Origin of the sequence: Microcoleus sp. CAWBG640 (assembly GCF_020883015.1) — a bacterium.
Taxonomy (GTDB): domain Bacteria; phylum Cyanobacteriota; class Cyanobacteriia; order Cyanobacteriales; family Microcoleaceae; genus Microcoleus; species Microcoleus anatoxicus.
The window spans coordinates 51,981-61,767 of sequence record NZ_JAHRFC010000035.1 but is presented as its reverse complement, the minus strand read 5'-3'; the positions used below and the strand labels follow the sequence as shown (position 1 = coordinate 61,767).

General features: G+C 45.5%; 9 protein-coding genes and 1 riboswitch. Of the genes, 7 read left to right on the top strand and 2 right to left on the bottom strand.

Annotation, left to right across the window (positions count from 1 at the left end; genetic code table 11):
- The first annotated feature begins 36 nt into the window (after positions 1 to 36).
- Together AAFP11_RS18035 and AAFP11_RS18030 are read left to right on the top strand one after the other, a co-directional pair.
- Positions 37 to 363: a hypothetical protein gene (locus AAFP11_RS18035; protein WP_341738328.1), complete on the top strand. Its 327-nt coding sequence runs from the start codon at positions 37 to 39 to the stop codon at positions 361 to 363.
- A 15-nt stretch (positions 364 to 378) separates the two neighbouring features.
- Positions 379 to 2,508, top strand: a complete 2,130-nt coding sequence (locus tag AAFP11_RS18030) for a pentapeptide repeat-containing protein (RefSeq protein ID WP_341738327.1) — start codon at positions 379 to 381, stop codon at positions 2,506 to 2,508.
- Positions 2,509 to 2,771: 263 nt separating this feature from the next.
- Here the strand turns inward: AAFP11_RS18030 and AAFP11_RS18025 are convergent, their stop codons facing one another.
- Positions 2,772 to 3,575 carry a Uma2 family endonuclease gene (locus AAFP11_RS18025; protein WP_341738326.1) on the bottom strand — a complete coding sequence of 268 codons (804 nt, stop codon included), beginning with the start codon at positions 3,573 to 3,575 and terminating at the stop codon, positions 2,772 to 2,774.
- 188 nt (positions 3,576 to 3,763) lie between these two features.
- Positions 3,764 to 3,911: riboswitch (cobalamin riboswitch) on the top strand.
- 21 nt (positions 3,912 to 3,932) lie between these two features.
- On the opposite strand from AAFP11_RS18025, the gene AAFP11_RS18020 reads away from it, so the two are divergent.
- From AAFP11_RS18020 to AAFP11_RS18000, 5 genes are all read left to right on the top strand, one after another.
- Positions 3,933 to 4,691: an energy-coupling factor ABC transporter permease gene (locus AAFP11_RS18020; RefSeq protein WP_341738325.1), complete on the top strand. Its 759-nt coding sequence runs from the start codon at positions 3,933 to 3,935 to the stop codon at positions 4,689 to 4,691.
- A 3-nt stretch (positions 4,692 to 4,694) separates the two neighbouring features.
- Positions 4,695 to 5,027: an energy-coupling factor ABC transporter substrate-binding protein gene (locus AAFP11_RS18015; protein ID WP_341738324.1), complete on the top strand. Its 333-nt coding sequence runs from the start codon at positions 4,695 to 4,697 to the stop codon at positions 5,025 to 5,027.
- A complete protein-coding gene (gene cbiQ / locus AAFP11_RS18010) occupies positions 5,024 to 5,824 on the top strand; it encodes a cobalt ECF transporter T component CbiQ (protein WP_341738323.1) in 801 nt (266 codons plus the stop codon). The genes AAFP11_RS18015 and cbiQ overlap by 4 nt, the downstream gene beginning before the upstream one ends.
- 308 nt (positions 5,825 to 6,132) lie before the next feature.
- Positions 6,133 to 6,939, top strand: coding sequence for a DUF2207 domain-containing protein (locus AAFP11_RS18005; RefSeq protein ID WP_341738322.1), 807 nt, complete (start codon positions 6,133 to 6,135; stop codon positions 6,937 to 6,939).
- 305 nt (positions 6,940 to 7,244) lie between these two features.
- Positions 7,245 to 9,341: an SPFH domain-containing protein gene (locus AAFP11_RS18000; RefSeq protein ID WP_341738321.1), complete on the top strand. Its 2,097-nt coding sequence runs from the start codon at positions 7,245 to 7,247 to the stop codon at positions 9,339 to 9,341.
- A gap of 237 nt (positions 9,342 to 9,578) precedes the next feature.
- Here the strand turns inward: AAFP11_RS18000 and AAFP11_RS17995 are convergent, their stop codons facing one another.
- Positions 9,579 to 9,782 carry a hypothetical protein gene (locus tag AAFP11_RS17995; protein ID WP_341738320.1) on the bottom strand — a complete coding sequence of 68 codons (204 nt, stop codon included), beginning with the start codon at positions 9,780 to 9,782 and terminating at the stop codon, positions 9,579 to 9,581.
- Positions 9,783 to 9,787: the final 5 nt, after the last annotated feature.

Here is a 9,787-nt window from a genome sequence, read left to right as displayed (position 1 = left end):
CAAAGGTACAGTTAAAGTAACTCCCCAATTTTTTTTATGAATTATCAAAATAATTTCAACTGGCAGCAAGCATTCGGAGAACTAAAAGCTAGACTAGATCGATCGCCGCTAATCAAAATTAATTTAGACAACTACCCCGCCGTCGAAACCTTCTACAATCAGTTTCTCCATAGGTTTCAAAGCCTCCCCAAACCAGGTCAAGTAGCAGTCTTTGGCGTGGGGGCGATAATTCTCCTGACAGTCTTCAATACAGTTGTACAGCTAATTTCTGCCCTGATGACCCTTGCCCTTCTGGGAGTGCTAATCTACATAGCGTATAAATTGACAATTACTCCAGATTCCTCAAATACTAACGACAATTAATAGGAAATTTTGAATATGGCTAGCCCCACCGCCCCCAGTGGCATTAATCAACCCGATCCGTCTTGGCCCTCACAATCCAAGCAAATGCCACTGCTGGTGCGCAGGTGTGGCGCTTGGGTAGTTGAAATTTCCTTAGTCGCAGCTAGTGCCCTAGTTCCCTTCAGTATCGGGGCCTTGGTGAATCGGGATGCTCAAACAGTACCACTCAACTCCTCAATAGCAGCAGCATCTGAGACAGTTTCCCGTACTTTAGGGATACCTGTGCGCGATCGCAACCCCAGAGTCGCACCCCTGACTAATCTATTCTGGTCCGCGGCACTGATGGCACCAGCGGTTCTGGCAGCTTGGGAACTGTTTTTACTCGCCAGAACCGGTCAAACTCTGCCTAAACGCTGGTTTGGGGTGAAAGTTGTCACAGCATCCGGTACTCCTCCGGGTTTGGTGCGAGTCCTGATTCGGGAAAGTTTGGGACGCTGGGGTGTGCCTCTGGGTGTCGCTTACGGCCTGTGGCGCTTGAGCGGTGCTTTTCCAGATTTGATCATTTTAGGGGGGCTCAGCGGCTTGGGAATGCTGGTAGATGGGGCTTTTGCTTTTCGCCACCAGGGCAAAACAGGACACGATCGCCTCGCGAATACTTTGGTTGTCAATGCTCGATCGAACCAATTATCTATCACTACGGTGAAGAGTGAAGATTGGACAGAGGAAGATGCCCAGATTGCCGCTTTGGTCTTGACTCCCGAAACACAGACCACAGAAAATGACAGTTTGTGGCAATGGATTCGTCAACATCCGGGGGCGACTTTAGTGATTGCCACAATTGGTACTTCGGGATTGATTTTCACTCTGTTTATTGGCACTCAAGTCTACATTCAAAGTCAAGCAAATTTACGAGATTCTCGGCAGCGAAACGACGAAGTATTTTTAGCTTTAGTTAATAAATTATCTCCCAATTCTGGTAACGGGACCGCAGGGCGGCGATCGGCAATTTTAGCCTTGGGAACAGTGGAAGACTCCCGCGCCGTACCGCTGCTAACCGATTTACTAGCTCAAGAAGACAATCGCACTATGCTAGATGCGATCCAGCAAGCTTTAGTCAGTACCGGACCTTCATCTTTGCCTTACTTGCAGCGGTTAAACCAAGCTTTTAGCAACGACCTCGATTCCCTGCGCTACGGCGGTAAGACCCAGGAACGGGAGTTAGCCGCAGTTCGCCAGCGCACAGTACAAAGGGCGATCGGCAAAATTCTCACAGTGTATAGCAGCCAGCTCAACGGCGCAGATTTGAGTCGCACTGATTTAGGGCAAAGTGCGGCCGGTCCTGCTCAATTTACATTAGTATTAGACAAAGTTGACTTGTCTGGAATTAAGCTAAAAAATGCTAGTTTAACCAATGCCAGCTTGCAGGGAACTCGCTTCTATGGCACAGGAGAAGACAGGCGACCAGGTACATTTGACGATTGGATTTCTGACTTGAGCGGAGCCAATTTTGAAGGGGCAAATTTGACCGGAGCATTTTTGAATAGTGCTGTAATGAATCGCACTAGCTTTGTGCGCGCTGTCTTGAACAAAGCTAATTTTTCCAACGGCAATTTGAATTTAGCTAATTTTAGTAGTGCTATTTTAATCGGGGCAAATTTGCAGCAAGCTATCTTAAAAGATGCTAGTTTTACGGGTGCAGATATCGGGAGTGCCAATTTGTCTGGAGCAAATTTATCTGGTGCGCGTTTGGGGAAGGTTAAGGCTCAAGGCGCTCAATTGCCATTGACAAATTTGGAGAAATCAGAATGGCAAGGTGCTAATTTATCTGGTGCAGATTTGAACGGTGCGAACTTGCAAAAAGCTGATTTGAGTTCCACTAAACTCGCAAACGCCAATTTAAAAGATACAAGATTGCAAGATGCTAACTTGCGGAATGCGGACGTGAGTTTGGCTGATTTTAGGGGCGCGAATGTAGCCGGAGCGAATTTTAAAGGTGCGGTGTTTATAGGGAAAGATACTTCCGATCAATTTATTCAAAGTCCTGCGGGTGCTAAATCTGGTAGATTGCAAGGAGTTGATTTTACTGATGCTAAGAATTTAGAGCAAAGTCAAATTGCTTATATTTGTTTGCAGGGTGGCCTTCATCCGAAATGCCCGCAGAAATAACAAAATAGAGTTGTAGGGGCAATCCCCCCGTGGTTGCCCCCGCTTATGCTGGGGTAGGCACAGGGGCACTACCCCTACACATCCTCATGAATGATATCGTTTCCGGCTGCATCGGAATGATTTAACCACAGAGAACGCAGAGAACACAGAGGGAGATAAGAGAGATGAATAATTCCGATGTTACCGGATTTGATATGATTTAGGATTGCTATAAAACCCCAACTTCTTGAAGAAGTCGGGGTTCTAAGAACGAGATTTTGCAATTAATTGAGATTATCAGGATCGACTCCCAACTCTCGCAATCGTTGAGCTAATTGTTCGGAACGTTGAGCTAATTGTTCAGCACGCTGAGCTTCCTGTTGGGCACGCTGTGATTCCTGTTGGGCACGCTGGGATTCCTGTTGGGCACGCTGAGCTTCCTGTTGGGCACGTTGTGATTCCTGTTGGAGACGCTGCGCTGATTGTTTCACTTGTTCTTCAGGTGTCAGATAGCGTGTGCCATCGGCATCATACCAATACAACCACTCTCTTGTCACCCCAGAATAGTTTCCCCTTTCACAACCAATTCCCAGACCTATTTCTGGCATCCAAACAGGGTTTCCTGGCTGTAACTCGTACTTCCCATTGACTAACTTGTGTACTTCCAAATGAGGTTTACGACGGCGGCGGGAAGAATAAATGACGTAATAAAGTACGCCTAAATCTTGATAAATTTCTAATTTTGTGCTGTATTCCTTGCGATAAGTTGGGGAAACAACTTCTAGCACGAAAAGTGGCATGACATTTTCATCCCACAGCACGTAACTGGGACGCAATTCTTCGTCGTAAAACCTTTCTACTCCTAAACTTAAGAAAGCATCTGGGACAATGGCTGGTTCGTCTGGGTGATGATAAATACCCATATCTATGCCAAATAACCAGTCCATCCGTTCTGACCAAAGTATCAGCAAGATTGCTTTTAGTAACCCTGGTATTAGTTCTTGCAGTTCGTTATCCACAGGTGTTTCGTCCGAGTCTGGTAGTTCGTCGGCTGAGGGCAAGTTCCTCGGCAAGTTGTACTTTAACATTGCGGCTTTCCTCAAAACTTACTATGATTATAGCTTTGATTTGTTGGGCGATAATATTTATTGAACGAACCGCGAAGACGCGAAGGACGCGAAGGAAGAAAGGAGAAGAGAAGATGATAGGTTATTTTGACTTGGTTCATCTGAAATAATTTTTGTAAAATATCGGCCCAGATTTGCGCGATCGACTATACTCAATCTAACAAGTCGGTTCTAATGGGGAGCAGCCATTGGAGGTAATGGGGAAAGTTTGGTGGAAGTCCAACGCTGTCCCGCAACTGTAATGAAAGCCCTGTTGCTTTTTGAGTCAGGATGCCCGCCGATGCGTTGGTTTAATTAGTCTCATCTGCGAGGTACTTGATGAAGGCGCGAAGTCGCAAAATTGTCAGTCTGGGATTGATGGCTGGCTTGAGTTGTTATCTGGTTTTGGGTTCGGCGACACCGGCCGCTGCTATGCACATTTCGGAAGGTTTTTTGCCTGTGCAATGGGCTGTTTTTTGGTGGATTGTGGCGTTGCCTTTTTTTGTGGTAGGTTTGCGTGCGATCGCCCGAATTACCAAAGAACACCCGGAACTTAAACTATTATTAGCTTTATCTGGCGCGTTTACTTTTGTGCTTTCTGCTTTGAAGATTCCTTCGGTAACGGGGAGTTGTTCTCACCCAACGGGTACGGGTTTGGGTGCGATTTTGTTTGGTCCTTCGGTGATGGCGGTACTCGGTGCTTTAGTGCTACTTTTTCAGGCGGTTTTGTTGGCTCACGGCGGGCTGACAACGCTGGGAGCTAATATGTTTTCGATGGCGATTGTGGGGCCGTTCGCTGCGTATTTTATCTATCAGTTGCTGATGGGAACTGGTAGGCAACGGGTGGCAATTTTTTGTGCCGCAGCTTTGGCTGATTTGCTGACTTATGTGGTGACTTCGATGCAGTTGGCGTTAGCTTTTCCGGCGGCGAGTGGCGGTTTTTTGGCTTCGTTTATCAAGTTTGCAGGCATCTTTGCAATTACTCAAGTACCCCTGGCTATTAGTGAAGGATTGCTGACTTTATTGGTGTGGAATTGGCTGCATTCTTACGGGCAACCGGAGTTGGAAATTCTAAAACTATTGAAACAGGAGTCTTAAGTGATGAATCAAAAACCGACGAAAAATCAGCAAGCTACTTCGCAACAAAATTGGATGTTGGTAATTGCAGTTGTCGCACTTGCCGTAATTCCCCTAGTTTTTGTACAGGGTGAATATGGCGGCGCTGATGGGGAGGCCCAGAAAGCAATTACGGAAATTCAACCGGATTATAAACCTTGGTTCAATCATTTGTTTGAGCCTGCTAGTGGCGAAATTGCTAGTCTATTATTTGCGACTCAAGCTGCTCTGGGGGCTGGTGCGATCGGATATGCGATCGGGCTTTATAAAGGTCGATCGCAATCTCAGCAATCTGATGATAAATCGCCGCTGGAATGAATCATCAGATTGATAGTCTGGCTTACACTAATCGTTTGCGCGGGTTGCCGCCAACTCACAAATTATCCTTTGCGATCGCCCTTTTGATTCTGTCTCTGGTTTCTGGGGCGATCGTCCAATTGTCGATCGCCTTTTGGTTAGCAGTCTGGATCGTCATCTATGCAGGCATTCCAGGGAAACTTTATCTGCGGTTGCTGTCGCTACCGTTGATGTTTTTACTCACAAGTTTGCCTGCGTTTGTGATTAGTGGAATTCAGTTAAATCAAATCCAGGGAATACACGCGGATATTTGGCAAGGTTGGGGGATTAGCATGGGCAATTTTTATCTGTATGTGAGCAACACTGGATTATACCAAGTGAGCCTGTTATTGCCGCGTACCTTGGCATCCACAAGCTGTATGTATTTCATTTTGTTGACGGTGCCATTTACCGAAACCTTGCAAATTCTCCGACAATTGCGCTTTCCGCCGTTGTTGACAGAATTGCTGTTGTTGATGTATCGGTTTATTTTTAGCTTATGGGCGATCGCGGATGAACTTTGGATCGCCCAAAACTCCCGCTGTGGCTATCGCACTTGGAAACTAGGAATGCGCAGTTTAGGCATTTTAATCGGGCAATTGCTTCAGCGAACTTTGGTAAATTACCGTCAAGTTTCCTTGAGTTTAGCCGCCCGTGGCTTCAATGGAGAACTGCGGGTTTGGCATTCTTACCCTTACAAACCTTCGCAAAGATATACATTTGAAGCGGTGTTTGGTTGCACAGTTTTAACTTTGTTAAGTGTGGTATTTCAAAGTTGAGAAGAAATTAGGAGGCGGCAGTGCTCATTGGTATCAACTTAAGCTGTCAGCCGGCAAAGTCCGTTAGTCATCCCGTGAGTCCGCCAGGGGTTGAAACCCCTGTCTAATAGCGAAAGTCCTCTGAAGAGGACTCAAGAACTCATCAGTCCTCTTCAGAGGACTTTAGCTTTGAGGCAGGGAATTCATTCCCTGCCGGACTATCGGACTAAAGATATGACTTTTATGAACATAATTAATGACTTTAATGAATTGACTTCAAAAGAAACCTGTTGAATAATTGTAGTCAACAGTTATCTTGTGGAAATCCTATGATAAATAAACGAATTCTCAAAAAAATAGTTTTTTCATTAATGGCTTCATTAAGCCTACTGTTAGTCACAGTGACTCATGCAGCCGCCCAACAACTACCGTTCTACTGGGATAACATCAACGTCGCGATCGACGTTCAGACGAACGGAGATATGTTAGTTACCGAAACCCAAAAATATGTATTCACAGCAGCATACAACAATGAACGATACCGCTATATTCCTTTAGATAAGGTCGATGAAATTAAAGATGTCACCGTTGCCGAAAATAATCAAATAATTCCGAGTAGCACGGGGATTGAAAACAATCAACTTTGGATTCGTTGGGAACATGAATTAAAACCGCCAGATACACATACTTTTGTGATCAAATATCGAGTTGTAGGTGGATTGCAGTTAGATGGTGAGAATACTCAAGTTTATTGGAAAGCTATTGCAGCAGGTCGGAAAGCACCGATTAATAGCGGAAAAGTTACGGTGAAATTACCAGATGCTTTGTCAGGTAAAGTTCTCTCGTTTATGAATTTTGGGACGGCCGCAGTTCGTCGTCAAGTAGATCCTAAAACTTTTGAATTTGTGGCAAGTCAGCCTATTCAGCCAGAACAAGAATTAGAAGTGCAGATTGCATTTCCCCAGGCGATTTTGAATATACCTGAAGCTGGTTGGCAACAAGGTGGTAATCAATCTCAATCTGCTTCGCAAGGGGAAGACCACGACGGCAGTTTTGGGGTACTAATCTTTGTGGTGTTTCCCGGCATTGTAGCAACTATCTTCTGCATCCGCAGCTTGTCAATGCTTATAATCTGATATTTTGCTCTGCCTGGTAACGCAGATCAGGAGGCTCTGCCTCCAATTTTCCAGCTCTAAGAGCGAGGCAGAGCCTCTAGACATTGGTTCCCAGGCAGAGCCTGGGAACCAGTAATTTTGTCAATGCTTATAATCTGATATTTTGTGGTGCGAACGATCGCACTCCCGACAAAATCATATTCAAAATATGACTTTTATGAACATTATTCATGACTTTAATGAATTGACCTTCAAAGAAATCTATTGAATACTGATTGTAGTAAACAAATTTCCCGTACCTTTTCGCTTAAAGCAGGTTAAAAACTATGACTAAATCACGTTGGCTTCGCAAACTTTTACCCTTAGCAGTATCTGTAGCAACAACTATTACAGCATTAGGCGCGATCGCACCACCAACGCCCGCACAAGTCAAATCGCCACCTCCCCAACCCCAAGAAGTCCAACCAGCCCAAGCAGAAGGCTTCAGCATCCCGATTTGGATCTATCCGGTAGGCGCAATGTTCCTAGTTTTGATATTTATACCCAAAATTGGTTGGACTTTGGGCTTAATTGCGATCGGCGAACGAGAAGTCGGAATTGTTACTAAGAAATTCTCCAGCAAAAACTTGCCATCCAGTAGATTGATTGCACTCGATGGTGAAGGAGGTTTGCAAGCAGATACCCTTCCTCCCGGCTGGCATTTTGGTTATTTTCCCTGGCAATATAGCGTTCGCAGAGAACCTGTTGTGGTGGTTCCTCAAGATGAAATTGGTTTAATTATTGCCAATGATGGAGCCACCATTCCTTCCGATCGCATTTTAGGCAAAGTCGTCGATTGCGACAATTTTCAAAATGCCCGCAAATTCCTCACCGACGGTGGCGAAAAAGGACGGCAACTAGCAATTATTACAACTGGTACTTATCGGATTAATACGGCTGTATTTGAGGTGATTACCTCAGCCAATGCTGCTGCAAAAGGTATGAAACCATCGGATCTCCACCTATACAAACTTGCTCCCGATCGCGTAGGAATTGCCAACGTGCTCGACGGAGTTCCGATTGATGAAGGTGAAATCGCTGGGCCGATAATTCCCGGTCACGACAACTTCCAAAAAGCGCAATCTTTCATCAAAGGTGGCGGGCGCAGGGGCTTGCAAGAACAGGTGATTTTATCGGGTTCTTGGAACCTGAACCCCTGGTTTGTGCAAGTTGAAGAAGTGAAAATGACCGAAGTGCCGATCGGCTATGTTGGCGTAGTCATTTCCTATGTGGGGGAATCGCACAAAGATGTAAGTGGTGTGGCTTTCACCCACGGCAATCTTGTCAACAAAGGTGATAAAGGTGTGTGGGTAGAACCACTTTACCCTGGCAAACATCCGATTAATACAAAAGTGATGAAAGTAGAACTTGTTCCCACTACCGATGTTGTTTTAAACTTCACATCGCGGTTCAGTGGAGAACACGGATACGACTCAAAATTAAGCGCTCTTAAATTACTTTCTTTTGACGGATTTACCTTTGAGTTGGAAATTTTTCAAATCATTCATGTCGGTACTTTGGATGCACCGAGAGTCATTTCGCGGCAAGGTTCGATGCAAAATCTCATCGACCAAGTGTTGCGTCCAATTGTGGGCAATTACTTTCGGAATTCGGCTCAAGAATACACGATTCTCGACTTTTTGATCGCACGCAGCGAACGCCAAGCAGAGGCGGCAGAACACGTCCGTGAAGCCCTACGTGCCTATGATGTGCAGGCTGTAGACACGCTGATCGGTTTGATTTCGCCACCAGCAGAGTTGATGCAAACATTGACCGATCGCAAAATTGCTCAGGAACAGGAGAAAACCTACGAAGTACAGCGGATTTCAGAGTCGCAGCGTCAAGAATTGGTGCGCGCAACTGCGATCGCAAATATTCAAAATCAGGTGGTGGCGGCGGAACAAGGGGTGAAAATTGCTCAATTGAGTGCAACTGCTGCGATCGAACACGCAAGCGGTGAAGCAGAAGGGATTCGGCTGATGGGACAAGCAAAAGCGGATGCTTATCAAGTTGGTGTCAACGCTCTCGGTACGCAGAGTTACACGCTATTGCAATTGATGCAAGCGGTTTCGGATGGTAGCGTTCGCGTTGTTCCCGATGTCACAGTCAATGGTAATGGCGGTAGTGGGGGTTTGTTGGACGGTTTGATGGCAATGTTGCTGCGGAATGAAACCAGTAAAAATGGAGATAATGGAGCACAATCACCTGTAATTAATGTCAAGAAATCTAAGTCTGTTGTTGTTGAACCTGTGGCAGAATCACCTGTAGCAAAAGTGCATTCGGTGGAGTCGCCGGAGTCTCCTAATCATTCACCATTTCCTCAGTATGGGGTTGTTGCTGAAACTGATATTGATTCGGCATTTGATGAATTGCTAGATATTTAAGCTGAGGTCATTGGTGTCAACTTAAGCTGTCAGCCCGCCAAGTCTGCCAGTCAGCCCGCCAGTCCAACCGGGAATGAATTCCCTGTCTAATAGCTAAAGTCCTCTGAAAGAGGACTAATGAGTTCTTCAGTCCTCTTTGAGAGGACTTTAGCTTTGAGGCAGGGGTTTAAACCCCTGCCGGACTATTGGTTATACCTTAAGCTGTTAGTCAATGCTAAAACTTGACAGTTGAGAACATTAGATGTACAAGATGATGACACTTATAGTTGGAAATAAACAAATGAATTTACCAAAGTCGATCGCAATTACTTGTAGTGCACTCATCGCCTTAGCATTATCTGGAAATGGATTATCTGCGATCGCACCATAAACGCGATCGCATACAGCAAAAACTTCTGAAACCCCTGTGGGACGGGCATCTTGCCCGCCCGACACATCCAAATATG